The sequence below is a fragment of the Streptomyces ossamyceticus genome (genome assembly GCF_001418475.1).
In the GTDB taxonomy this organism is placed as follows: domain Bacteria; phylum Actinomycetota; class Actinomycetes; order Streptomycetales; family Streptomycetaceae; genus Streptomyces; species Streptomyces ossamyceticus.
Window position 1 is genome coordinate 1 of sequence record NZ_LIQX01000201.1, and the last position, 23,857, is coordinate 23,857.

General features: G+C 67.1%; 19 protein-coding genes and 2 pseudogenes. 14 read left to right on the forward strand and 7 right to left on the reverse strand.

The features are described from left to right. Positions 1–361: response regulator (locus tag AOK15_RS16285; protein WP_240508447.1), on the reverse strand; the 361-nt coding region annotated here is incomplete at its 3' end. A gap of 393 nt (positions 362–754) precedes the next feature. Then, the gene (locus AOK15_RS16290) at positions 755–2,272 is read right to left on the reverse strand and encodes an FAD-dependent monooxygenase (RefSeq protein WP_055517366.1); all 1,518 of its coding nucleotides are present in this window, start codon (positions 2,270–2,272) and stop codon (positions 755–757) included. A 129-nt stretch (positions 2,273–2,401) separates the two neighbouring features. On the opposite strand from AOK15_RS16290, the gene AOK15_RS16295 reads away from it, so the two are divergent. Continuing rightward, the gene (locus AOK15_RS16295; protein WP_055517369.1) at positions 2,402–3,055 is read left to right on the forward strand and encodes a TetR/AcrR family transcriptional regulator C-terminal domain-containing protein; all 654 of its coding nucleotides are present in this window, start codon (positions 2,402–2,404) and stop codon (positions 3,053–3,055) included. A gap of 207 nt (positions 3,056–3,262) precedes the next feature. Here AOK15_RS16295 and AOK15_RS42165 read toward each other — a convergent pair. Further along, positions 3,263–3,445: pseudogene (locus AOK15_RS42165) on the reverse strand (D-alanyl-D-alanine carboxypeptidase); the annotation flags it as partial. Between the two features lie 226 nt (positions 3,446–3,671). Between AOK15_RS42165 and AOK15_RS16305 the strand changes: the two are divergent. From AOK15_RS16305 to AOK15_RS16320, 4 genes and pseudogenes are all read left to right on the forward strand, one after another. Then, positions 3,672–4,265 (forward strand): RNA polymerase sigma factor, encoded by a 594-nt coding sequence (locus AOK15_RS16305; RefSeq protein ID WP_055517374.1) that lies wholly within the window; start codon positions 3,672–3,674, stop codon positions 4,263–4,265. Continuing rightward, positions 4,258–5,214 carry a CU044_5270 family protein gene (locus AOK15_RS16310; RefSeq protein WP_055517377.1) on the forward strand — a complete coding sequence of 319 codons (957 nt, stop codon included), beginning with the start codon at positions 4,258–4,260 and terminating at the stop codon, positions 5,212–5,214. The genes AOK15_RS16305 and AOK15_RS16310 overlap by 8 nt, the downstream gene beginning before the upstream one ends. A 172-nt stretch (positions 5,215–5,386) precedes the next feature. Beyond that, positions 5,387–5,733: pseudogene (locus tag AOK15_RS16315) on the forward strand (tyrosine-type recombinase/integrase); the annotation flags it as partial. Between the two features lie 402 nt (positions 5,734–6,135). Further along, a complete protein-coding gene (locus AOK15_RS16320) occupies positions 6,136–7,272 on the forward strand; it encodes a PQQ-dependent sugar dehydrogenase (protein WP_205632145.1) in 1,137 nt (378 codons plus the stop codon). 277 nt (positions 7,273–7,549) lie between these two features. On the opposite strand, the gene AOK15_RS16325 is transcribed toward AOK15_RS16320, so the two are convergent. Further along, on the reverse strand, positions 7,550–9,250 hold the full coding sequence (locus AOK15_RS16325) for an RICIN domain-containing protein (protein ID WP_055517381.1): 1,701 nt from the start codon (positions 9,248–9,250) through the stop codon (positions 7,550–7,552). A gap of 1,188 nt (positions 9,251–10,438) precedes the next feature. Then, positions 10,439–10,846 carry a DUF6578 domain-containing protein gene (locus tag AOK15_RS16330; RefSeq protein WP_055517394.1) on the reverse strand — a complete coding sequence of 136 codons (408 nt, stop codon included), beginning with the start codon at positions 10,844–10,846 and terminating at the stop codon, positions 10,439–10,441. A gap of 539 nt (positions 10,847–11,385) precedes the next feature. On the opposite strand from AOK15_RS16330, the gene AOK15_RS16335 reads away from it, so the two are divergent. Then, the gene (locus AOK15_RS16335) at positions 11,386–11,751 is read left to right on the forward strand and encodes a hypothetical protein (RefSeq protein WP_063798992.1); all 366 of its coding nucleotides are present in this window, start codon (positions 11,386–11,388) and stop codon (positions 11,749–11,751) included. Positions 11,752–12,702: 951 nt separating this feature from the next. Further along, positions 12,703–12,843: a hypothetical protein gene (locus AOK15_RS45005; protein ID WP_157870264.1), complete on the forward strand. Its 141-nt coding sequence runs from the start codon at positions 12,703–12,705 to the stop codon at positions 12,841–12,843. Between the two features lie 184 nt (positions 12,844–13,027). On the opposite strand, the gene AOK15_RS45615 is transcribed toward AOK15_RS45005, so the two are convergent. Then, positions 13,028–13,177 (reverse strand): alpha-L-fucosidase, encoded by a 150-nt coding sequence (locus AOK15_RS45615; protein ID WP_205632146.1) that lies wholly within the window; start codon positions 13,175–13,177, stop codon positions 13,028–13,030. 770 nt (positions 13,178–13,947) lie between these two features. Between AOK15_RS45615 and AOK15_RS45010 the strand changes: the two genes are divergently transcribed. Next, on the forward strand, positions 13,948–15,309 hold the full coding sequence (locus AOK15_RS45010; protein ID WP_063798993.1) for a family 43 glycosylhydrolase: 1,362 nt from the start codon (positions 13,948–13,950) through the stop codon (positions 15,307–15,309). A gap of 110 nt (positions 15,310–15,419) precedes the next feature. On the opposite strand, the gene AOK15_RS45015 is transcribed toward AOK15_RS45010, so the two are convergent. Beyond that, positions 15,420–15,659 carry a hypothetical protein gene (locus AOK15_RS45015; RefSeq protein ID WP_157870265.1) on the reverse strand — a complete coding sequence of 80 codons (240 nt, stop codon included), beginning with the start codon at positions 15,657–15,659 and terminating at the stop codon, positions 15,420–15,422. Positions 15,660–16,313: 654 nt separating this feature from the next. Here AOK15_RS45015 and AOK15_RS16345 point away from each other — a divergent pair. From AOK15_RS16345 to AOK15_RS16370, 6 genes are all read left to right on the forward strand, one after another. Further along, positions 16,314–17,369: a ParA family protein gene (locus tag AOK15_RS16345; RefSeq protein ID WP_240508448.1), complete on the forward strand. Its 1,056-nt coding sequence runs from the start codon at positions 16,314–16,316 to the stop codon at positions 17,367–17,369. Further along, the gene (locus tag AOK15_RS49005; RefSeq protein ID WP_478078810.1) at positions 17,341–17,955 is read left to right on the forward strand and encodes a transposase; all 615 of its coding nucleotides are present in this window, start codon (positions 17,341–17,343) and stop codon (positions 17,953–17,955) included. The genes AOK15_RS16345 and AOK15_RS49005 overlap by 29 nt, the downstream gene beginning before the upstream one ends. A gap of 521 nt (positions 17,956–18,476) precedes the next feature. Further along, the gene (locus tag AOK15_RS16355) at positions 18,477–18,911 is read left to right on the forward strand and encodes an NUDIX domain-containing protein (protein ID WP_055517386.1); all 435 of its coding nucleotides are present in this window, start codon (positions 18,477–18,479) and stop codon (positions 18,909–18,911) included. Positions 18,912–19,786: 875 nt separating this feature from the next. Beyond that, positions 19,787–20,905 carry an endonuclease NucS domain-containing protein gene (locus AOK15_RS16360; RefSeq protein ID WP_055517389.1) on the forward strand — a complete coding sequence of 373 codons (1,119 nt, stop codon included), beginning with the start codon at positions 19,787–19,789 and terminating at the stop codon, positions 20,903–20,905. 419 nt (positions 20,906–21,324) lie between these two features. Continuing rightward, positions 21,325–22,779 carry a pentapeptide repeat-containing protein gene (locus tag AOK15_RS16365; RefSeq protein ID WP_055517392.1) on the forward strand — a complete coding sequence of 485 codons (1,455 nt, stop codon included), beginning with the start codon at positions 21,325–21,327 and terminating at the stop codon, positions 22,777–22,779. A 92-nt stretch (positions 22,780–22,871) separates the two neighbouring features. Next, positions 22,872–23,117: a hypothetical protein gene (locus AOK15_RS16370; protein ID WP_240508449.1), complete on the forward strand. Its 246-nt coding sequence runs from the start codon at positions 22,872–22,874 to the stop codon at positions 23,115–23,117. Positions 23,118–23,857 lie beyond the last annotated feature (740 nt).

Here is a 23,857-nt window from a genome sequence, read left to right on the forward strand (position 1 = left end):
CGGCGGCCGCCACCTGGACGGCCCGGATCAGGTCGTCGGGCGGGGTGTCCTTGAGCAGGAACCCCGCGGCGCCGCAGCGCAGCGCCCGGGTGACGTAGTCCTCCTCGCCGAAGGTGGTCAGCATGACCACGTGCGTCCGTGGTGCCACCCGTCGCATCTCGGCGGCCGCGGCCAGCCCGTCGACACCGGGCATACGAATGTCCAGCAGCGCCACGTCGACGAGGTGGGTGCGGGCGAGTTCGACGGCGCGGGCACCGTCGTCCGCCTCGGCCACGATCTCGATGTCCCCGGCGGTTTCGAGCACGAACCGGATCCCGGCGCGGATCAACGCCTCGTCATCGGCCAGGAGCACTCGAATCACCCTGCCACCCCCTCAGTCGGCCGCGACGCCCCTGACGACCGACACACGAGCCGGCCCCGGCCAGGAAGCGGCGAGCGCCGCAGGTATTGGCACCCCAATTATCAACAGCCAGCACGCTGGCACACACCGAATGATGATGTGCACCGTTTCGGCTGGTCTGACGTTTCTTTCCCGCCCCCGGGTCGCGACGGCCAGAGCCAGGACGCCCGATGGAGGCGACCTGGGCGACGAGGACGAGAAACGAGGACGAGAAACGAGGACGGTGCCGTGATGGGCCGCGACCCCCGGTCGTACTCGCCCGGCCCTGCCACGGCACTGACCGCCATCCACACCGGCACATCCCCGCAGCCACCCGGGGGATGGTGGCGTGGAGGGCCTTGTTCTTGCCCCGGTTCAGTCGGCCGTGGCCGGGCCGAACCAGGCGGTGAGAGCGGTCCGGAGGGCGGCGGGGTCGGGGGTGGTGCCGGCGTGTGCGGTCCAGGCGATGTGGCCGTCGGGGCGGATGAGGAGCGCGGCGGGGGCGGGGATCTCGTCGGCCGGCCAGACGGGCCAGTGGTCGGCCGTGGACCGGGCCTCGACGAGGTCGACGCGATCGGCCCAGCCCTCGGCCGTGGCCGCCGGCGCGGTGTCGCCGCGCAGGTCGAGCAGCACGGGGCGCGCGGCGCGCAGCAGTTCGAAGACGCGACGCCGGCCGTCACCGGTCTTCAGCTCGACGTCGGGGACCCGGCGGCCGGTCAGCGGGTGGTCGTCGCTCATGGGGTAGCGGAGGTCCAGCGCGGTGATCATGCCACCCAGGTGCCGGTTGACGTCGTCGTACTCGAGGAGCGAACGGAGTACGTCGCGCAGCGCCTCGGTCTGCGGGCCCGGCCGCGTCAGCGCCGCCTGTGCCCGGGTGTTGTGCAGCACCCGTTCCGCGACGGGGTACCGCTCGGCGTGGTAGCTGTCCAGCAGGATCTCCGGCGCCCGGCCGTGCACCACCGAGGCGAGCTTCCAGCCGAGGTTGACCGCGTCCTGGACCCCCATGTTCAGCCCCTGGCCACCTGCCGGGAAGTGGATGTGAGCCGCGTCGCCCGCCAGCAGCACCCGGCCTTCCCGGTACCGCTCGGCCTGGCGGGCCGCGTCGCCGAACCGGGAGACCCAACGAGGGCTGTGCATACCGAAGTCGGTGCCCGCGATCCTCAGCAGTGACTCCCGCAGCTCCTCGAACGACACCGGTTCCCTCGGGTCGGCGACACGGTCGTGCTCCGTGGTGACCACCCGGTACCAGCCCGGCTCGAAGGCGAACACGGAGAAGTCACCGCCCGTTCGCCGCTGCATGAAGAGCGATTCGGGGGGCGGATCGGCGAGTTCGACGTCGCCGAGCAGCGCGGTCACCGTCGCCGGGGTGCCGGGGAAGCCGATGCCGGCGAGCTTGCGCACCGCGCTGCGCCCGCCGTCGCAGCCCACGAGGTAGCGGGCGCGCAGTGTCGAACGTAAGCCGTCCGGTCCGCCTACCTCGACCTCGACATCGGAGTCGTGCTGTCGGATCCCGGTCACCTCGGACGACCAGCGCACCCGTACACCGAGCTCGGTGGCCCACTCCTCCAGCAGCCGCTCGATGTGGGACTGAAGGAGCATCAGCGACCAGGGATGCCTGGTCTCCAGCTGGTCGAAGTCCAGCCACAGCCCCGAGAAGTGCCCTATCGGCCGCGGTGTGCCGGCCGCCAGGAAGCGGTCCAGGACGCCCCGCTGGTCCAGTACTTCCATGGTCCGGGCGTGCATCCCGCCGGCCCGGGACTCACCGGTCCGCGCGGCGAGCCGGTCGGCCACCACCACCTCGACCTCCGCCAGCCGTAGTTCGCAGGCGAGCATCAGGCCCGTCGGCCCGGCGCCCGCGATCACCACATCCGTGTCCCTCTTCGTGTCGGTCATCCTCATTTCCCCCTGTTCCGGTTCGGCTTCCAGCCCGCCTCTAACGACGTTAGGGAATCTAACGTCGTTAGAGGGTGCCTCTAACGGTGTTAGGGTGTCAAGGTGTCCAGAAAGGAGGGAGGGAGCGAGATGAAGATCAACTCCGAGGTGATCGCCCGGACGGCGTTGCGACTGCTCGACGACGTCGGCCTCGACGGGCTCACCATGCGCCTCATCGCCCAGGACCTCGGCGTACGAGCCCCCACCCTCTACTGGCACGTCAAGAACAAACAGGAGCTGCTCGACGCCATGGCCACCCTGGTGTACGTCGAGGCGGCCGAGAGGCTGGAGCCACCCCCAGACGGCTCCTCCTGGGAGGACTGGCTCGCCGACTGGGCCCGCCAGCTGCGTCAGGCGATGCTGAGCCACCGGGACGGGGCACGCGTCCTCGCCGGCACCTACGTGAACCACGAGGCCGTGCACCGGGCGGTGGAGCTGAACCTGCGCACCCTGCGGGACGCCGGCTTCACCCTCAGCGAGGCGGCACGCGGTTTCCCGGCGGTCCTGCACTACACCATCGGCCACACCATCGAGGAGCAGGCCCACACCAGCGCGGCGTACGGCGACGACAACCCCTACACCCCCGAGCGGCTCGCCGCGATGGTCGACGCCGAGCGCTTCCCCCTCACCGCCCAGGCATCGACCTACCTGCTCGGGATGGACGGCGACGCCGGCTTCGAATACGGACTTCGCATCGTCGTCCTCGGCCTGCGCGCCGCCAGGCAGGAACGGGAGCGCGGCTGACCCGGGGCAGGCGCGTCAGAGCCAGTGGTGGCGCGCGCCTGCCGGACCCGGCACGCCCGGACCCGGCACGCCCGGAGCCGGCCGCGGCGTTCCTCCGCCCCGAGCACCACCGTTGGCACCTCGCAGAACGTGTGCCCCGTGGCATCCGCACCCGGGGCACACGTTCGCGTCAGGCCCAGCAACTGCTGTGCCCAGCAGTCGTTGTGTCCAGCAGCCGTTCACGGTCGCGGAGAAGCCGTCCCTCGCGTCCGTGATGGCGCTGCCGTCGGCCGTGGAGTCGTTCTCCACGAAGGAGAAGACCTTCCACCGGCCGTCCTCGCCCTGCGTCAGGCCGCTCAGGGCGATGGCGCCGGTGAGGGTGCCGGTCCTCGCGTGCACCTTGCCGACGGCCTTTACGTCGCAGCCGTTACCGCAGGCTCGGCGCCCACCGGCCCGCCGGCACTGTGGACTTCACCTCACCACGATCTTGTCCCCGGCCGACGTCGACGGCCCGGTGGTGGTGTTCCCGTCCGGGCACACCAACTGGCGCATCTCCCGCGCGTGAACCCCCCTGGCCGCTTCGGACAACAGGGGGTGGAATGCACTTCACTCCTACTGCACGAAGAAGCGAGGCCTCGTGGGGGAGCCACCCACCGACGACGCGCTGGTCATCCAGGAATCCCTGGAGCGGCCGGAGATGTTCGCCAGGCTCTACGACAGACACGCCGCCGAGATTCACCGGTATGTGATGCGCCGACTGGGCGACAGTCACGCCGACGACATCACGGCGCAGACCTTCCTCATCGCCTTCCGTAACCGCGCCCGCTACGACGTCGCGCGCGCCAGTGCCCGCCCGTGGCTCTACGGCATCGCCGGCAACCTCATCGGCAGCCACCGCCGCTCCGAGGTGCGGGCGCTGCGGGCGCTTGCCCGTACCGGCGTCGACCCGGTGGCCGAGTCCTGGTCGGAACGGGCCGACGAGCGGGTGACGGCCGAGGCCTCGCAGCAGGCGCTGGCCGGGGCGATCGCGGCCTTGCCCGGGAAGGACCGGCATGTGCTGCTGCTGGTCGCCTGGGCGGACTTCACCTACCAGGAGTGTGCCGACGCCCTCGGGGTGCCGGTCGGCACGGTCCGCTCCCGGCTGAACCGGGCGCGGCGCAAGATGCGTAAGGCGCTCGGCGCCGACCCCACCCTCGTAAGCGACTACAACGGGGCGGTAACCCATGGATGACATGACCAAGATGCGCGAGTTGCGCGCGGATGCGCCGACGCCGGACCGGACGCGGCTGGTTCCCGGCCGCCAGAGGCTGCTGGGAGCAGCGCAGCAGGGCTCTGCCCGCAGGATGCGGCTGGACTGGCGTGTGACGGCCGCGGGGGGCGCCGCGACGGTGGTCACCATCGCGGTGACGGTGGCCCTGCTCGTCGGTGGCGATGGACCCGAGCGCGGCGTGCAGCCTGCGGGCCCCGACCTGAGGTCCGCGACGGTACTCCTGGAGCAGGCGGCGGAAGCGGTGTCGCAGCAGCCGGATCTGCATCCGCGCGACGGCCAGTGGGTCTACCTGAAGACCGCGCAGTGCCGATCCGGAGCGTCGGACGCGGAGCCCGACGCCAAGCCCGAGGTGAGCGAGGAGTGGGTCCAGTACGACAGCCCCGTCAGGGAGGACGACAAGGACGGCGACACCGAGCCCTCGCAGCGGCGGCTGTACCGCCTGCTCGCCTCGCTGCCGGACGACCCCGCCGAGATCCGGAAGCAGGCGGCGGACATGTTCCCCATGGGCAAGGACACCGGCTTGACGCGTGAGCAGGCCGAGACCTTCGCGCTCCTGGCGACCCTCGACGAGGCCTATCCCGTGCATCCGCAGGGGATGGCCAAGCTGTACCGGGCCCTGGCCGCGGACCCCGGCGTCGAGGTGGTCCCGCACCTGGTGAAGGACCCCATGGGGCATGACGCCATCGCCATATACCCGGACCTGGGCAGCGAGGCCGTTCAGCGCCGGGAGTACCTCCTCGACCCCGACACCTTCCAGTACCGGGGGAACCAGTCGGTCGCGGTGCGCGACTACGAGGAGAAGTACGAGGACGGCTCGTCGGCCGGGCGCTCGCACAAGAAGGGCGAGGTCACCTACTGCGAGATGAAGACGACCCAGTCCCTCGTCGACCGGGACGGCGAGAAGCCCTGAACGGCCGGGCGGAAGCGGCCCGGTGCTCGTGAGCCTTTCGGCGGGCCGACCCGGCTACGCTGAGCGGCCGGCCGCCGCGCAGAGGTGGAGGGGTCACCAAGCCCGGCCCGCTCCGCCACGGCGAGCACGCTGCTCCGGGCCGGCACCCTCACGGCAGCCAGACACCTGCCAACGGCTCCTCAAGGCCATCATGGAAACGGCCGTGGATGACGAGCCGATCAGCCACAACCCGTGCCGGATCAAGGGCGCGGGGAAGGAGAAGGCGGCTGAGCGGCGCACAGCGACCGTCGCCCAGGTCGACGCCCTGGCCGAAGCTGTCGGAATGCGGTGGCGGCTCATGGCCTACCTCGGCGCGTACGGTCCGATGCGTCCGGAAGAGCTGGCCGGCCTCCGCCCCCGAGACGTCGGCCTCGACAACCTTCGCGTCCGCGTCCGCGTCCGTCTCGCCGAGCCCGAGCGGATGAACGGGCGGCGCATCAGAGCGACGCCAGGTCGGCGGCGGGCCCCCGGACTGTGATTCCTCGGAGAAGGCGGCGCCGATCTACCAGCACGAGCGGCAGGAGGTGGCGAGAGCAGGAGCCCGGTCAGTCTTCTGGCACGAATCCGGCACGCGGCGAGTGATCGCAGCGGACAGCACAACGGCCCAGGTCTTTGACCTGGGCCTACTTCATGGAGCGGGTGACGAGAATCGAACTCGCGCTCTCAGCTAGGGAAGTGATGGCGCTTGGGTGGCTTTACGGCGCTGATGGGTGGCGGAGTGTGGTCTATTTCAACAACCCCTGTCCCGGTAGCCTCACCTGTGCCAGTAGCGCACCATCCCCCCACCCCCAGGTATGCGTGCCGGCGTGGATGACACCTGCCTGTCTCTGCCCGTGGCAGCGGTGTGCTCTCCCCCCGTTCGCCGCCTCTAGGAGGATCACGGTGAAAGTTCGCACCAGAAGCTCGGCGATCATCGGCGCCCTCTGCCTCGTCGCTTCCCTCGCTTTGACCACGGCGTCTGCCGACGACCTCGGCACCCCACGTCAGGCAGCGAAGGTCGTGCTCAAGAAAGTGGCAACGGCCCTGAATCCATCCGCCGGCGCCGCCGGTCCCGGTGGCACGGTCTGGATTGCCGAACGCGCGGGCAAGGTAAGGGTCTTGGGCGATGAAGGGCTGGGCGACCCCGTCATCGACATCTCCGGCGAGACCACCACCAACGGCGAACGCGGCCTGCTGGGCATCACGTTCGACAACGAGTTCGCGCACTTCTACATCTCGTTCACGAACCTCCAAGGCACCAGCACCGTGGACGAGTTCGCGGTGCGGGACGGCAAGATCCAGCCGGACACCCGGCGCACCGTGCTCACCCAGACACAGCCCTACGCCAACCACAACGGCGGCGACATCGCGTTCGGCCCCGACGGCTACCTCTACATCGCGCTCGGCGACGGCGGCTCGGCCGGCGACCCGCACGGCAACGGGCAGAACCTCAACACGCTGCTCGGCAAGCTGCTGCGGATCGACCCGAGGGGCGGCAAGCCGTACGCGATCCCGCCGGGCAACCCGTTCGTGAACGACCCGAACGCGAAGGACGAGATCTGGGCGTACGGGTTGCGCAATCCGTGGCGGTTCTCCTTCGACGCGGGCACCGGCGACCTGCTGATCGGAGACGTCGGCCAGAGCGCCTGGGAGGAGATCGACTGGGCCCCGGCGACCAGCAAGGGCGGCGAGAACTACGGCTGGTCCCAGATGGAGGGCAACCATCCCTTCCGGGGCGGCAAGGAGCCCGCGAACCACGTACCGCCGATCCACGAGTACGACCGCAGCGGGCCCGGCTGCTCGGTGACCGGCGGATACGTCTACCGAGGCGAGGCGATCCCGGACCTCAAGGGTCAGTACGTGTTCAGCGACTACTGCGACGGCACCGTCCGTGCTCTGCAGATGGAGAACGGCAAGGTGACCGGCGTGAGCAACCTCGGAGTCGACGGCGGCCGGGTCGTCTCGTTCGTGCAGGGAGGCAACGGCGAGCTGTACGTGCTCGACCTGCGGGGCAGCGTCTCCCGCATCGACCCGGCGTAACGACCGGCGGACGAAGCCGCCGAGCAGCCGGAATCACCCAGGCCGGCCGGATGACCTCCGGGACCGCCGAGACCGGCGAGTCGAGCAGCACTCCCGCCCTCGCGGGTGCCGGTCTCGCCGCCGGTGATGGCGCCGGTGCCGTCGACGTTTCCCCACTGAGGGGCGTCGGGTGCCGATCTCGAAGCGCGAAGCCTGTGAGTTGGCGAGTCCGAAGCCCGACGAGAACGACGAATTGCGCCCCCATCGAAGAGATGGGGGCGCAATTCGTCGCCTTCGCCTACTTGAGTCGTGTACCACCCGAGTTGTGATGCGCGATCGTCTTGCGGATCAGGTTTCCGCCGTCGGTCTCGGGCGTCGTCTGCTCCGTCCATCCCGCGCCGAACAGCAGGCCGGCGATGTGGGCGTTCGCCACCTGGTCCATGTGGCCGAAGAGCCAGTCCACCTTGTCGTCCTTGAAGTGGCCGGGCGTGTTGTTCCCCGCCATGTTGCCCACGGGGATCTGCCACAGGACCACCGGCTTGCCCACGGACTCCGCCATCGTCTTCCAGAACTTCAGCGAGGCGGCGGCCTTCCGGTCGGTCCAGAAGGTGTCACGGCTGCCGTGGGCCGGCTGTGCGTACCAGCCCGCGTCGCGGTCCGACACATCGGTGACCAGGAAGTCGGCGTTCTTCGCCCCGAGGTCCGCGTAGTCCTTGACGCACTTCTGGAGGTTGCTCTCCCAGTCGAAGCAGGAGAGGTGCAGCCCCACGGCGGCGTTCGGCGCGTACTTGTGCGCCATGTGGATCAGGCACTGGGCGAGTCCGGCGGCGCTGTTCTCGTGCGATCCGCAGTCCGTCGGGTTGGCGCCCGAGACCTGCGAGGGAACCTGGTGCAGATTGCCGAGCGACCGGGCGAAGCCCCAGAAGTCGGGCTCCAGGTCGATCATGTCGTGGGACTTGCCGATCTTCTGGAGGAAGAACCGATAGTCGTTCAGGTACCGGGTGAGCAGGTCGCGCCTGTTGATGGCCTTGACCTCGCCCGGGCCGTCGCCCTCGCCCGCCGCGTCCCCGAGGTCGCGCAACGAGTACCAGGTCCACAGGTACTTCTGCGGTCGCGACTTGCCCTGGTAGGTGGCCTTGGCCGCCTGGGCGTCCTGCCAGGTCACCTGATTGCCGGGCGCGGTGGTGTTGCCGCCCCAGCAGCCCCACCAGCCCGACCACTCATCCTTGCAACGCGATGCCGTGTAGGCGGCCGACGAAGGCGCGGGCTGGCTGTGTATGTAGGCGTAGCGCACGTCGAACGGCGCGGCGTTCGCCGAGGCGTCAGTCATCGAACCGCCGATGAACACCTTGTCGCTGCCCATGAAACGTGGCGTCGAGCTGCCGCCGGTGGGGGTCGGCGGCGACGCCGGAGCGCTGCCGCTCGGAGCCGGGCTCGCCTGAGTGCCGCCGCCGGGCGTGGGCGTGCTGCCGGAGTTCCCCGGGGTGACGGTGCCGCCGGCGACGCTACCGGCCGCGACGAGCTTCCACTGCTGGTTGGCGCCGCCCCGGTCGCGGTTCTGGACGACGTTGCCCCCGTTGGCCTTGGCGGCCTTGCGGACACCGACAGCCATGCCACTGAAGCGATTGACCAAACGCACGTAGCCGTTCGACGACTTGGCCAGTTTGAACTGCTGGTTGGTGCCGTTCAGGTCTTTCCACTGCACGATGGCGGAGCCGGCGGTCTTCGACCAGCCGAGGTCGTCCAGCACCTTGCCGGAGGTCCGGTTCTTCAGCCGGTAGTAACCGTCACCCGCGTCGATGAACCGCCACTGCTGGTCGGCCCCGCCGTTGCGCGCCCACTGCACCACCGCCGCGCCGTCCTTCTTGGCGGAGCCGCGGTTGTCCAGCACCTTGCCGCTGTTGCGGTTGACCAGCACGTACCACTTCTTCAGGTCCAGGTTTTTCTGGTCCGCCGAAGCCTGGCTGACCACGACAGCCGAGCCGGCCACGATCACCATGGCGAGACCCGCCCAGAGACCCCGACGCGCGAGCAACCGACGACCACGATGCCTCGGACGACCACCGCGCGCGCCGCTGCCGTCGGCACGGTGACCGCCGCCGCGGGACGTCACGGATGACGTGGGCGGACCGGGGACATGTCTGTGCTCTCGTTCCAGGGACATGTCTGTGCTCTCTTTCACCTGTTGCATGTGACCGGACCGCTTGGTCGGACACCACTGAGTGGTCAGAGAGGCCGAAAAGGTTGCCGCGAAGATCCACGGATTTTTTCGCCTTGACCACTCCCCGTTCGCTGCGGAGCACGGCAGGCTGCCCAACGCCGGTGGTGGCGAAAGCCTGGTGGCTGGTCGGGGAAGGTGGGGACAACAGCGCGATCCGACCCGCCAAGGCCGCTCCGAGCACCTCACCAACCTCGCGGCGGCCATCGGTGGTACCCACTGTCTGTGCGGCACCGGAGGTCTGAGTTACCTCGACGCCGGCCCCTACGACGCCCACGGCATTCCCGCGCCGCCCTTCCACACCCCTGGGGATGACCCACTCTGGCAGTGGGCCCGCCGATCCGGCAGCCCTGAGAGCTCTGAGCAAGATCGGGTCAGACGCGCCTGCGGACCACCTGGCCGCCCCACGAGAAGCCCACCGTCCTGGACCCGCCACCCGTGACGGTCGCCAACCCGCGTACCGCCGGAGCCCGGGCGAGCGGCGCGAGATGGCCGGGCTGGTCGGCTCGCACGAGCCTCACTCACCGACCCAAGACCGACGGTGATACCGCCTGGAAACGCGACCGCTGATCACCCCACACACCAAAAAGGCCCGGGTCGCTGACCTGGGCCTTGATCATGGAGCGGGTGACGAGAATCGAACTCGCGCTCTCAGCTTGGGGAAATTGGTGTGCGGCCGGGCCGTGGTGGTCGGCACCCTGGGGCCATGAGTCGTTGGAAGCTCTACGACAACTGGTATGCCGTTCTGGTCGGCCTCTCTGTCGAGCAACTGCGGGAGCGCCGGGCCTTCGCCGCTCAGAGGGCTGAGGATGCCGTGGCGCGCGGCATGGGTCGTAGCCCCAAGGCTGGGCGGGAGTGGCGGCAGCGACTTCACGCTGTCGATGACGAACTTCTGAGGCGGGGTATTCAGGGGGCGTAGCTATCGTGTGTGAGCCATCTGACGGTACGGAGTTGCTGTACAGCGACCGGTCAGGGAGTGGGCCCGCCGACTTCTGCGGCATGCCGGGCCGTCACCAGATAGCCCGCAAAGCTAACGTCCGGCCTGGCCTTTGCCCACCCGTCCGCTTCCTTGACTGGAACCAGCACGGTCGTGCCCGGAACGGGGTAGTTCACTTTGTCCGTAGCGCCCGGCGGTACCTCGTAACGACAGTGCACCTCGGAGATCGACACCACCTCCACCGAGGTGGGTGCGTGCCCCTCTTCCTGGCCGTGATGCTCCTCGCGGAAGTCGATCTCATCCGCGCGTTTGCTGCCAACGATGTCGGCGTAATCCTCCGGATCGACCTCCAGCAGCGTCCAGGAGACAACATCTCCTGGCGCGAAGCTCTGCCCGCAGCACTGGATTTGCCAGTCATCGACCCAAATCGTCAACGTCATGCCGCCATTGTCCGCCGAGCGACCGGAGCTCATCGGGGCCTCGCGCATGATGTACGACACCCGCTTTAGGAGAGAGGCGAGGGGATCATGCCGCTGAGCTGGGGCTTCGATACCTGGCCAGGCTGCCGAGAACTCGACCGCGAGACACCCTCGTTGACCGTGGCTGACCCCTGTATCTGGCACGACAGTGGCACGAACCTCCGGTCTGGACGAGATGGTGCACGCCGAGCGTGAGAAGACGCGACAGAACAGCGAGGCTCCGCCCCGCATAGACAACCGCCGAATTCGCCAACGATGTCCGACGAGGGACACCATCCAGGAACCCGCGCGCCTTCCCCTGCGGTACTGAGGAACTACGTATTCGCACACGTAGTCACCGCCGCAAGGCCGTGCGGGAAACACGTAACTCGCAACCCAACCGGTAATCCTTCGCGGTCAGAGCACTAGGCTCTGCGCCCATGCATCCTTCACACCCTTCACAGCCGTACGCCGCGCCCACCCCGATGGCGTTTGCACCGTCGCCCCGGCGTCGGGCCCCTTTGATCGCCGCACTGACGGTCGGCGTTGTGTTCGGGGGCGGTGGCGTGGGTACCGCATGGATACTCTTCGGGAGCGACGGTGGCTCCGGGTCTGACGCTGCGGCTGACGCGATCGCCGCCTGCGGGGCACTCGACCGGCTTGACGAGTCGAATAGCGCGGCCGAAGGCGCGGCAGGTGACATATCGATCCGTCAATGGGCGGCCGCACAGTTGCTGGCCGAATCAGCGGCCGCGGGCGACCCGACGTACAAGCCGCTCTCGACAGCCCTGGCCAATTCACGCAGCTATTTCGACGAAACGCTTGATGTCGGCGGCGAGGTCAAGGCGGAATTGACCAAGGCCCGCCGCATCTGTGACGACCTCTGATCTCGCCGGTATACCAGGGCTCTCCAATCTGACGGTGCTCTGACCCCGAGTTGGACATTCCCACCCAACGGCGAAGTACCTTGTAGACGATTACAGTAGGCGGAGTACCGCCACAGGGACACGCCCGCTGAACCATGCTGACAGGCCCGAGATCAGTAGAGCGGCCACCAAAACGGTCGAAGTGATCTTGATGGCAAACATGGATCCTCCCCCTGAGCCGTGGACCCCACAGTTTGCGGCCTGCTGGTGCGAGTGTGGTGCGCGCTGCTGGCAGGGTCCAGACTACGAACAAACCCCAGGTCGGCGACCTGGGGTTTCGCGTGGAGCGGGTGACGAGAATCGAACTCGCGCTCTCAGCTTGTGAAGCGACGGCGCTTGCAGGGGCGAGTAGCTTCTGACCTGCGTGTATGCGCTCCGCTGGGGCGCCCGTGGGCATGGGATCGCACCGCTGTTGACCGCGGTTGACCGGTCTTATGGGCACGATTAGGGCGCGAGCGGGTGCGGCGGGGCGAAATGAGGGTCGGCGAGGTGGTTGCGCGCTGAGATTGGCCCCTCCGGCGCCACGTACAGGAGGTGCCGTTGCGGTTGCACGCGATGGCTGGCCGGTGCTCGAAGATCATGGTCGTCGTGCGGACGCTGACCTGACAGGTTCGGAAGTGGCTGGTGGACGTTGGTGAAACGGTTCGGGGTCTGGCGCGAGGACCAGGTGTTCACGTCGGCGAAGTCAGCCACCTGTGCTCGTTCGGACGAGGCGCGAGGAGTCGCCTTGCAGCAGGCAGCGGCCCGTTCGGGGCTGTCGTCCCGGATGGTGGTACGGCAAGAAACTGATGAGTCCACGTACTACGAGCGAAGAGAGACGTAGCCCTTGGTGCCGGCTGTCCAGCGTTCGCGATGCGGTTCGCCGGGGCGTTTGCTCGCTGCTCGGACGTCGGTGGCCAGTCGTGAGGTTGCATGAACAGCAGTTCGCCGGTGGCGACCACTTCCTCGCTGTGGATCGACCTTGCCGTACTCGTCCTCAGCTCCTTGACCTGTTGGTACACCTCGTTCTTCGTGATCCGCGTGCTCTCCCTGTGCGCGGGATCGGTGGAGTAACCCCACTTGTTGGGCGGGCAGTTGGTGCCCGTGACGTCGTAGTAGCGGGGTAGCGCCAACTCATCGGGGAGGAGTCGGGACCGACCCGGAGTCCGGCGTTGCGTATGGCGGTTACGTACTCGCCGATCAAGTCCCGCTGCAGCGGTGCCTGTCCGGCGTGGAAGGCGTTCGGGTGGGAGGACGGCTACCGGGTGAAACCGTTGTGGTGGCGGGCCGTCAGCACGGTGCACTTCACGCCCATGTCCTCGGCCGGATATGCCCAGTTCGCCGGCTTGCAGGCGCTCTCGGTGAACTGCTCGATGGTCGCGTCGGTCACGGTGAGCCGACACGCCACCGGCCAGTAGCGTGAACAGGCGCAAAGAGAATCGGAATTGAACCGGCCAGTTCCATTGACGTGCTCCTGGCTGCAACTTATCTTTCGATCGCAGTTCGTAGTTCGCGATTCCGCACATTGTTCGAAATGTCGGACTGTGTCGAAGGGGACAGCACGTGTTCCGCAATCGTCACCAGTCCACCGTTCCACGCTCTGGCGAAGCCTCCGGCAGAAGACCCACATACCTGTGGTTCCCTCCGGCTGGCGGCCGTATGTGTCGTCGTCGGCCCGCTCTCCTCATCCCAGATCCTCGCCACCCGAGCGGGCTGCCGGGAGGCTGCGGATCCAGATGGCCGCTGCTCGGAGGTCGAGTCCGGCGGGGTGGCTCTGGCCACGCGGTTCGCCTGACCACCGCGTGTCAACGGTTCGACGCCGCGGCCACGGAAAGGCTCAGGCTCCTCGTCCACCCCCTCGAGGAGCCGAACGCAGAGCTGCCCCAGCTAGCGACCCACCGGTCGAACCCGTCATCTGCGACCCGACCGCACCATCTCTCATCCGGAACGTCATCCGGCCCCGCCTTCGGCTGACGCTCCCCATGCACACCCGCCGCCTCCGCCCCGGGCTGCCCCTGGGCTCGGCGGGCCACAACGCGCCCTTCCCCCGACAGCAGGAGTACGAGGATGGAAAATTCACCGACCCACCGGGACAGATCAAGATCGACCGGCAGACTGCCTGCTCACGCGGACGGGACGCCGCCCGGGCGGACTCCGCTGCGCCGCCGGATCCGCCGCGTGGGCAGTGCCCTGACCGCCACGGTCATGATGATCACTGGTCTGCTCCTCGCCGGCTCCCCGGCGCAGGCCGACAACCCCATAGACACGGACCGGTTCGTGGCGGACCCGTCGGCGCACGTCTTCGACGGGCGCATGTACATCTACGCCACCGACGACTCCGACAACAGCGGTACGTATTGGGACTCCAAGGACTGGCGCTCGTACTCCTCCGCCGACGGGGTGACCTGGACCGACCACGGACAGGTCTTCGACCTCACAGGCTTCAGCTGGGCCAAGAGCCTGGCCTGGGCGCCTGCCGCCGCCCAGCGCAACGGCTTCTACTACCTGTACCTGCCGACGGACCGCAACAAGATCGGTGTTGCCCGCAGCACCTCGCCCACGTCCGGGTTCAGTGACGTACGCGGAACACCCCTCATCGACACCTCGCGCGACGCGAACACCGGAACAGAGCCGATCGACCCGATGGCGTTCATCGACGACGACGGACAGGCGTACCTGTACTTCGGCAGCAGCCGCCAGCCCAAGGTCGTCCGGCTCAACTCGGACATGATGTCGACCAGCGGCCCCATCATGGCCGTCACGGTCAACGGTGCTCCCGGCCAGGGCTTCGCCGAAGCCCCCTGGATGCACAAGCGCAACGGGCTCTACTACTTCTCGTTCTCGACCGGCTGGCCGGGACAGATCCAGTACGCGACCGCGACCAGCCCGCTCGGTCCGTTCACGTACCGGGGCGTCGCGCTCGACTACGTCAACGTGAACACCAACCACTCGTCCATCCTGGAGTTCAACAACAAGTGGTACATGGTCTACGCGAACAAGGCTCTCGAGGGCGGAGGTAACCACCGCCGGTCGATCGCCTTGGATTACCTGCACTACAACAGTGACGGCACCATCAAGACCGTGGTCCAGACGGCCGTCGGGACCGCGGGGCCGCAGGGCCCCTACGAGACGATCACCAACCGCAACAGCGGCAAGGTCGTGGATGTCAGAAGCCGCAGCACCGCCGACGGCGCCGGCATCATCCAGTGGACGAGCAAAGACCTGGCGGCGAACCAGCACTGGTTCTTCCGTGACGCGGGCAACGGCTACTACAACGTGGTCAGCCGCAACACCGGAAAGTGCCTCGACGTCCAGAGCGCGAGCAGGACGGACGGTGCGGCCGTCATCCAGTGGCCCTGCACCAGCGGCACCAACCAGCAGTGGTCCCTGACCAAGGTCGGCGACTACGTGCAACTGGTGGCGCGGCACAGCGGGAAGTGCCTCGACGTCAGCGGCAAGAGCACCGCCGACGGCGCCGGCATCATCCAGTGGACCTGCACCGGCGCCACGAACCAGCAGTGGACCAGAACCACGGTGTGACCTCCCCGGGGCCACGACCGGCCGGAGGGCTGACCTGCCTCGCACGCAGGTCAGCCCTCCGGCCCCTCGACACGTCCGCACATCAGGCACCACCGTCGGCTCAACGAGGTTCATGGTGCGGCTGCGCTACTCGCCCAGCCGGCTGGACGCTGGAAGACCCCGACGGTGGCGTGTGGGCCGGGGATGAAGCCGGTGCGGTGCGAGCGGCGGGTGAGCGGGGTGCTGGCCGCGATGCGCGGCTTGCTGCCGTACGCGGCGTCGGTGGGCACATGCCCGCTGACCTGAGGATTCGCCGTGTCGGTACCGTTGCGCGGGGCCCGTTCGCACTGCTGTTGACCGTGGCAGTCCATGCCTACGGGCACACTCTGGGCACGCGAACCATCAGCGGCTGAGCCATACGGCGCGCGGCCCCACCGCCCGGAGCTCCGGCTCCCATGGCCTCCGCCAGGAATCGCGCCGCCGCGCCGACCAGCCGGAAGCTCCGGCGCGCTGGGAACGCCCGGCGCTGGCCGCGGTGCTGGGCGTCGCCGCGCTGCTGTACGCCTGGAGCATGGGGCACGCCGCGATCCACCCCTACTACAGCGCGGCGATACGGTCGATGGCCACCAGTTGGCGGGCCTTCTTCTTCGGCGGTCTCGACACCAGCGGTTCGATCACCCTCGACAAGGTGCCCGGCGCCTTCTGGCCCGATGCCGTCTCCGTATGGATCTTCGCATCCCCAACCCCGACGCGGGCACCCCCGCCACCTGGGCAGCCTGACGCGGCTGAGCACGCGCAGACGAGGGCCCTGGCCTCCATCGCTTTGGAGGCCAGCGCCCTTTTTGCGTTTCCAGTGGAAACGCGCGGCACCCGGGCCAACACCGAAGCGTCAACGCGGCGTTGTCGACCCACCCCGCCACCCAGGAGCGAGCCACCTCCCGCCGTATCCAGCACAAATTCTGGGCGGGGAAGGGTCCGGAAACGCTAGTCTCGCCCCCCGTGCCCACCGCAGTCCTGGAGATCTCATGGCAGGCGAGCTCCCGCGGCCCGAGCGTCAAAGCACCCAGTCCAAGCCCGAAGTGGCTCCCGAAGAGGTCCCGTACACCGACACGGACCGCAGCGGGGACACCCTGGACCCGGATCTGTCGTCTTGGTGGTGGTACGACTCCGACTTCCGCCCCAAGGGCCGGAACTGGCCCCTCATCTGGGCGTACATCATCGAAGGCGGCGGGTCCACCAAGACCACCAGCGCCACGTCCATGGCCGTCATTGCAGCCCTGGACGGCTACCCAGGCGTTGTCTTCGACCTCGACAGCAACATGTCGGCGACCACCGTCCTCGGCTACGACGAGACCGCCCTCAAGGGCAAGAAGACCGCGATCGACCTGCTCTACGGCAGGGCCACCCTGGACGAGGTCGCGCTGCCCGCCCGCTATCGCGTCGGCGACGGCGACGACCCCGAAGAGGACTTCGAGCCCATCGAGAACCTGCGCGTCGTGCCCGGCAGCCCCGCCATGGCCGACGCGGACCGCGCCATCGCAGAGGACGCGGACCGCAACGACTGGTTCGCCGAGATCCTGCACTCCTACAAGGGCGACGAAGCGGTCTTCTACCTTGACTTCCCGGCGAGCTACGGCAAGATGCCCTCCTCCGTGCTGCGCATGCTGGACGAAGAGGACTCCGTCATTCCGTCGATCAAGGCCGACCCCAAGGCCGTCAAGCTGGTCAAGCGGCTCACGGACGAACTGGAGCGAGTCCGCGACAAGAACCGCGGCAGCCGGTCCGTCCCCGGCCGGCCGACACTCAAGCGCTTGATCCTCACCGGCACGCAGCCGCTGACCTGGCCCGAGCAGGTGGCAGCCCGCCGCGGCACGGCCGCGGCAGAGGCGATGTACAGCTCCGTGCTGCTGCCCTACATCCGGTACTCGGCAGACGCCGAGAAGATCTACGAGGACGCAGTTCCCCTGCCGATCCTCCTGCCCAACTCGGTGGCCTCCGTGGACTACCGGGAGGTGACGAGGTGCATGTGGATTGTCCCGTATCTCAACGAGTGTGGATGCGACTACTGCGAGGATCCGTGACCGCCTCGACGGCCTCTGCAGTGACGAGGACTGCACCGCCTGGTACCCGCGTGACGGCCGCCCTGAGCTCTCACCCGCCCAACTCGCCACCGTCTGCGTGCTGCAGTACGCGATGAACCTCTCCGACCGCCAGGCCGCCGAGGCGGTGCGCTGCCGAATCGACTTCACATACGCACTCGGACTGGACCTGGACGATCCCGGCTTCCACCACAGCGTCCTGTCCGACTTCCGCGACCGACTCGCCGAAGGCGACCGCGCCGACCGACTACTGGGCCTCGCACTCACCCGGATCCGACGGGCTGGCCTGCTCAAGGGGCGCGTCACGCAGCGGACCGACTCCACCCACGGCGGGGTAGGGGTCCGGAGCTTTGTCGATCGTCGTGTGGCAGTTGGCGCACAGCACGATCAGATTTCGGTGATGCGCGCGGGCCTCGGCGGGGACGTCCGACAGAGGTACTCCGCGCGGGCCGGCGGGGGAGGCCGGGATGATGTGGGCGAGTTCAGCGAAATCCACGTCGAGATCATCTGGGAACAGGTACGTCCGGCACTTGGGATTTCCGCAGTAGCCACCGGAGTCGCCCCATAGGTGACGTCGGCTGTTCGCATCCGGGTTCACCCGGCACGAGGTATCCGCCATTGCTCCGTCCACGTCGATCGGATCATCCGCGCGGACGACAGCCTACGTGGGCGTCCCGCTGGCTGGGGTCTGTTACTCACTTCGCTGAACGCGACCAGGCTGAGGCCGTGCGCACGGCTGGAGAGGCTCGCGCCGGATGAGTTATGGGAAGAGCGTGTGGGGCACACCACCCGCGGATCGGACTAGACAATGAGCAAACCCCAGGCCACTGACCTGGGGCTTCATCATCATGGAGCGGGTGACGAGAATCGAACTCGCGCTCTCAGCTTGGGAAGCTGCGATCATCTGGGGGCGGCACGGGCTCTGACCTGGTCGAACTGCGGGTGAGCAGCCCTGTCGGGCTCAGCAGCCTTCCCCGTGACTCCCCGCTGTTCCCAGCTCATTCTGGTGCGCCAGTGGTGCGCCGGGCCCTTCCTTGTTCCTGTCTGTTCGGGCCTCCTCGCCGGGGTGGGCGCACTACCGTCGGGTGTATGAAGGTCCGTCACAACGTACGTGCGGTTCTGCTCGATGGCGGTCAGTTGGTGTTCCTGCGCCGAGGATGGCCGGGCGGCACCTCCTATTACACGACCGTCGGTGGGGGCGTCGAAGCTGAAGATGCCGACCTTGAAGCGGCTCTACGCCGTGAAGTGATGGAAGAGATCGGTGCCACGATCGGCCCGGCGAGCGAGTTCCTGACCTTGACCGAGCCCGGCGACAAGGTCACCGTCGTGCAGCACTTCTTTCGCGCTGACGTGCTGGACATGGATCTCAACCGCCGCAGCGGTCCTGAGCTTGATGATCCCGACATAGGCGACTTCTCGCCGGTGCGAGTCGCGTTGGACGCTTCAGCCGTGAGAGCGCTTGAACTCCATCCGCCCGAACTCGCCGATTACCTACGGGAGCAGGCCGAGAATTGGGGGGCTTGAGGAGTGGCGCGATGGTCAAACCTTGAGCGATGACTGCTTCGTCCCGAAGCAACCTGGGGGGCGGCTCGGCCTTGGACTTCCCTATCCCTTACCTGCGCTGATCGTCCGTAGGCGTCCGCGCTTGTCCGCGGCTGTGCGTCGGCGTTGTCACGCAGTTAGACACTCGCGTGGGGTCCGGCGCAGTTCCGGGCTGGCTTGGCATCTTGTGTGCGGTAGCCGTCATGAGTGCCCGGCGAAGAGCGCGCCGACCATGCTTCCGCTCCAGGCCACTTTCCTCGATCGCCTTCTGAAGAACAGCCTCACTCACCTCGCAGGCGCGCTGCAGATCCGCTCCTTCGGAATTGGCGTCAGGGCTCCAGTCACGTACCGGCCCGTTCGCACGAACGTGCTCAACCAGCCTCAGCCGAGCTGCGTACACGCTGAGCTGCGATGCGACCAAGCCCCGGGGAAGCTCGATGTCGACCATGCGCGAAGGGTAGATGCCGGACTCTCAGCTTGGAAAGCTTGGGTTCTTTGGTGGCAGTTGCGTTACTGACCTGCGGCTGAGCGGTGTCAAAGACCGGAGCAGACACGTGGTCAGTCCCCGCTGTTCCCCGTGATTCCCCGCCCGATCTGGCACGGCTCTGGCACGACCTCTTCGTCCCTAACTCTCTGCTGGGAGGTCATCGCGTCTGGTGAGCTGGTCAGTCGGCCCTTGGGCTGTTGGCGGTCGCCTGCGGTCACGATGGTTGCTGTACTTCGCTGCTGTACGGCAACAGCCACCACGTAGTACTGGCCCACCGGTCGTTCACTGGTCATCGGTGCGTCGGCGTCATACGCTCTGTCGCCACGCCTAGACAGCTGGGCTCTGTGGTCTGAGCGGAGGGGGAACGGCAATGCCGCTGGAGTTCGGACTGTGGAGGGTAGATGACAAGCCAGTGCGAGTCGCTACGCGGCCGATGCCCTTGGAGTCTCGGCTCGAGGAACTCATAGAGGCCGATCCCGGCATCCTGGGGCATCCGCTGCTGCTGATCGGCCGGCAGGTGCTCACGCAGCATGGCAAGGTCGTCGACCTGCTGGGCATGGATGCCGAGGGAAGCCTGCATGTTCTGGAGCTCAAGCGGGATCGCACGCCTCGTGAGGTGGTGGCTCAGGTTCTCGACTACGGGTCCTGGGTCCAGGAGCTCACCAACGAGCAGATACGCGACATCTATGCGTCCTACGCCCGCGGTAGAGGACTGGCTGAGGAGCTGGATGAGGCGTTCGCGCTTCGGTTCGGAGGCACTCCGCCGGAAGCGCTCAACTCGACTCACGCTCTCACCATCGTCGCGAGTGAGATTGATGCGGCGACTGAGCGGATCGTCACCTACCTGGCGTCTGGGTTCCAGGTTCCGGTTAACGTGCTCTTCTTTCGCTATTTTGAGGACGAGGGGCGTTCCTACCTGGCACGCACCTGGTTGATCGACGAGGTCGAGGCGGTGGCGCCGTCGACTGGGTCGAAGGGACGCGGGAAGCAGGAGCCGTGGAACGGGACGGATTGGTACGTGTCCTTCGGCGATGAGCCTGGCGGTCGGAACTGGGGCGACGCCCTCAACTACGGATTCGTTTCGGCCGGCGGTGGAGAGTGGTTCTCACGGACGATTCGGTCCCTGCCACTTGCAGCACGGGTGTTCACGCACATCCCCAAGGTGGGCTATGTGGGCGTCGGCACGGTCTCCGGCGAACCGCAACCGTTCGAGGACGCCGTCCTCAGCATCGAGGGTGAAAGCCGGCGGCTGGCTGATCTCCCGCTGGAGGGCACGTATCGACGCTCTGAGGAGGCAGCGACGGATGGGGAAGATCCTCGTGAGTGGATAGTCCCGGTTACCTGGGAGCGGGCCGTGCCGCGCGAAGAGGCACTGTGGCGTACGGGCTTCTTCGCCAACCAGAACTCCGCCTGCAAGCTCCGCGCTCGCTTCACGATCGAAGAGGTCTCCCGCCACTTCGGCATAGAACAAGGCATCCCTGACGCCTGACCGAAAGTAGCGTCATAGGTCCACTCCATCTGCCCACGGTCTAGCCGCACACCCGACGGCGGCAGACGCAGCGTGGGCACGGGGAGTACCTCTTGCAAACGGCTCCGGAGGCCGCTTGGTACTCGGGCAATACGACAGGTCACGGCCATACAAGTGGCAGATCAGGCGGGACGATTCCTCGGATAGACCACAGTTGACTGAGCACCGCTTTGAGGCCTGGACCGCGCTGTTCGCTTACACGGGTCGAACTTGCCCGACGGGAACGTCGCCAGCCGGGGCGGTGCGACGGATCAGGAACACGCGGCCCGCATGGGCGATCACCGTGACGGTGGGAGCGAACGCGCCCGAAAACCTCAACTCTTCCTCTGAACACCGCCGTTCACGGCATCGCGCCCACCACAAGCAGACATCATGTCGCCATGAGTGACGAGCAGCCCCAGAACAAGGTGCCCATTAAAGCCCTGGCGCTAGGCATCCTCGCAGCCACGGTCTTCGTCATCGCGTTCTGGCGAGCACCCTGGTGGTTCGACAGCCTCCACATCCGCAAAACGAATCTCGAACCCGCTGACGGTGTCATCATCACCGGAGTGCGCACCGGCCTCGTCGCCTTCGCCGCCGGCATCATCGCTGGCATCGGCCTCTACTACACGCACAAAAAGCACGTCCTCGACCAGCGCCAATTCGAGCATGCCCGAGAGCAGTTCGAGGAAAGCCAGAAGCAGTTTGCGACCACACTCGGCGAAACACAGAAGCGCGATGAACGCCAAGCCGAACTTACGCGAGAAGGCCAAGTCACCGGCCGCTACGTCGATGCGATCAAGCTCCTCGCCTCCGAACAACTCGCAGAACGACTCGGCGGCATCTATGCGCTCGAGCGCATCATGAAAGACAGTGACCGCGACCACCGCACTATCGTCGAAGTGCTCTCAGCCTTCATCCGCACCAGCCTCCAGGAGACGGAAGGCAAGCGTAAGGAGGGAAAGCAACAAGATCCGGAGGAACAACGAGGAGCGACTCCCAGACTCACCCGCAAGCAGGCCCCGATTGTCCTTTCTGAAGATGTGAAAGCAGCACTTGCAGTCCTCAGTCGTCGAGGTTCCGCCCAACAGCAAGCCGTACAGGTGGAGCTTTCGGACGCTCAACTGGCTCATCACAACCTCGGTGGGGTGAACTGGCAGGGAATGAACCTTGAGCGGGCGAACCTCGTCGGAGCGAACCTCAAGGGCGCCAACCTCGACGGAGTCAAACTGGATGGCGCCGAACTCGACGGGGCCACCCTCACCAGAGCTTCGCTGAGGGGCGCCTCGCTTCGGGATGCCTCCCTGGCCAGCGCCGACCTTCTCTATGCGGACCTCACGGGCGCGCGCCTCGATGACGCATGCCTGACCCAGGCGGTCATGAACAAAGTAACCCTTGTCCGTGCGCGACTGGTGCGTGCACACCTGCAACATGCGAGCCTCAACGAGGCCACCCTGGACGGGGCCAACCTGACCAGTGCACGCCTCAAAGGGGCGCGCTTGCGCGAGGCCAGCCTCCGCCAGACTCGACTCCGACGAGCCGACCTGATTGAGGCGAACCTACAGAACGCCGACTTTGAGGGTGCGAACCTCGAATTGGCAAGTTTGGCAGAAGCGCACTTGCAGCGCGCCAAGCTCGACAAGGCCCACGGCCTGGGCGCGCACACCCTGGCTCATGCACGTATCTACCACAGCACGGCGCTACCACCCGGACTAGCTGAAACCTCAGACGTCGCAGCCCGCATCCAAGAATGCGAAGACAGGGACGCCGACGAACTGGAGGCCGCAATGAAAATGGCGGAGGAGCGCGAAGAGGAGTATTTGCTGGGGGAAGGCATTAATCCGGAAGTCAAGTGAAAGGTACTGACACGATGATCACACGCTTGACCTGAAGCGCATCAGAGCAGAGAGCGTGGTCTATTTCTCATCTCTTGATGAGGGCGCCACCTGTGCGGCACCACTTCCGCTACGTCGACGAGGAGGGCGGCTTGTGGCACTTCGAGGCCGTACCTCATCGCGGTGATTGGATCGTCATCAAGCAGGCCGAGCAGACTCAGTCCGACCGACGCCGCCGGTATTGGTGGGAGCACTTGGCGGACGAGTACGGCTTCCTGACAAACCAGGCGCTCAACCCTGAAGAGGAGCCGCTGGAAGCCATCCCGGCCAAAGAGCATCAACGGGTCTGGACTCAGTGAACATGGCCGAACAGCCGCTCTGGGAGAGAGGCGGGGGAGTGGGGGCGCTGAGCTGGGGCTCGACACCCGGTCCGGCTGCCGAGAACTCGACCGCCAGGCACCCTCGTTGACCGTGGCTGACCCCTGCATCTGGCACGGCAGTGGCACGAAGCTCAGCCGACGACAGTCAGCCACGGCGGCGGGCGCGCAAGCCGATCACGCACGCGTATGCCTCGTTGTACCCCCACCGGCCTCAGCCACGCTACTGGCTTGTGTCGTCGACCAGAGCAAGCCGCGACGACCGGCCCGTCACGCGGTTCGCGAGCCCTCAGCTTGGGCAGCTGCGATCAATTGTGCCTGGTCGAACGCTGACCTGGCGTGATGGCTGGCCTGCCCCTTCGCCGGTGCCCCAACGTTCACCGTGACTCCCCGCTGTCCCCGCTCAATCTGGTGCGCTTGTGGTGCACGTGGACCCGCGGCTGGATCAGGTCTGGGGCATCAGGTCGGCCGGCCGCCGCAAGCCCTCGGTCCGCGTGGTCCCATATGGGAGTAACACAGATCGACTTCTCCTACTGCCATGAAGCTTCCCATTCACTGGGCCCGCTTCTGGATGCGACCGTGCGGAAGGCTCGGGCTGCGGCGAAGAAGAGGGAGCCCGATCAGCCTTCTGGCACGAATCTGGCACGCGGCGAGTGATCGCAGCGGACAGCAAAACGGCCCAGGTCACTGACCTGGGCCTTCTTCATGGAGCGGGTGACGAG

Excerpts from the sequence above, each read along its gene's own strand:
- AOK15_RS16290 (WP_055517366.1), bottom strand. The coding sequence starts at position 2,272 with ATGACCGACACGAAGAGGGACACGGATGTGGTGATCGCGGGCGCCGGG.
- AOK15_RS16295 (WP_055517369.1), top strand. The coding sequence starts at position 2,402 with ATGAAGATCAACTCCGAGGTGATCGCCCGGACGGCGTTGCGACTGCTC.
- AOK15_RS16365 (WP_055517392.1), top strand. The coding sequence starts at position 21,325 with ATGAGTGACGAGCAGCCCCAGAACAAGGTGCCCATTAAAGCCCTGGCG.
- AOK15_RS45005 (WP_157870264.1), top strand. The coding sequence starts at position 12,703 with ATGAACAGCAGTTCGCCGGTGGCGACCACTTCCTCGCTGTGGATCGAC.
- AOK15_RS16345 (WP_240508448.1), top strand. The coding sequence starts at position 16,314 with ATGGCAGGCGAGCTCCCGCGGCCCGAGCGTCAAAGCACCCAGTCCAAG.
- AOK15_RS16330 (WP_055517394.1), bottom strand. The coding sequence starts at position 10,846 with ATGACGTTGACGATTTGGGTCGATGACTGGCAAATCCAGTGCTGCGGG.
- AOK15_RS45015 (WP_157870265.1), bottom strand. The coding sequence starts at position 15,659 with ATGGACTGCCACGGTCAACAGCAGTGCGAACGGGCCCCGCGCAACGGT.
- AOK15_RS16360 (WP_055517389.1), top strand. The coding sequence starts at position 19,787 with ATGCCGCTGGAGTTCGGACTGTGGAGGGTAGATGACAAGCCAGTGCGA.
- AOK15_RS16325 (WP_055517381.1), bottom strand. The coding sequence starts at position 9,250 with ATGGTGATCGTGGCCGGCTCGGCTGTCGTGGTCAGCCAGGCTTCGGCG.
- AOK15_RS16355 (WP_055517386.1), top strand. The coding sequence starts at position 18,477 with ATGAAGGTCCGTCACAACGTACGTGCGGTTCTGCTCGATGGCGGTCAG.
- AOK15_RS16310 (WP_055517377.1), top strand. The coding sequence starts at position 4,258 with ATGGATGACATGACCAAGATGCGCGAGTTGCGCGCGGATGCGCCGACG.